The 336-nt window shown below is 56.8% G+C and carries 1 protein-coding gene; it reads right to left on the reverse strand.

Annotation, left to right across the window (positions count from 1 at the left end):
• A partial coding sequence (locus JQM66_RS12860) for a hypothetical protein (RefSeq protein ID WP_235230188.1) occupies window positions 1-336 on the reverse strand: 336 nt, incomplete at both ends.

A 336-nucleotide genomic window follows, 5' to 3' on the forward strand; every position in this document is an offset into this window, starting at 1 on the left:
CGGAAGCTCTGGAACCCTTGTTGTCCATTCCAAAGCGGGTATGAAATTCGTAGGCGCCGTAATAAGTAAGCTGCGTCCTGCTGCGCTCGTCTTTCTCCTCTCCCGGCACCCAATAGGCTCCGGCCTGATATGCGGCCAGGAAGCAGGCCGCGCTCCGATGGAGCCGCAGGGTCTTTTTCCAGTCACCCTGACCGCTGGCCGGTGACAGTTCATGGGACAGGATCACCTCCGCATGAGCGGGCGACTCAGCCTGGATATGTTCAATCCCCTTTTTCGTCAGGCTCAGCGAGCGGACGACATGATTATCATAGTCACGAAATTTCCGCTCCTTCAGAT

This window comes from Oscillibacter valericigenes (assembly GCF_021531915.1).
GTDB classification, from domain to species: Bacteria; Bacillota; Clostridia; order Oscillospirales; family Oscillospiraceae; genus Oscillibacter; species Oscillibacter valericigenes_A.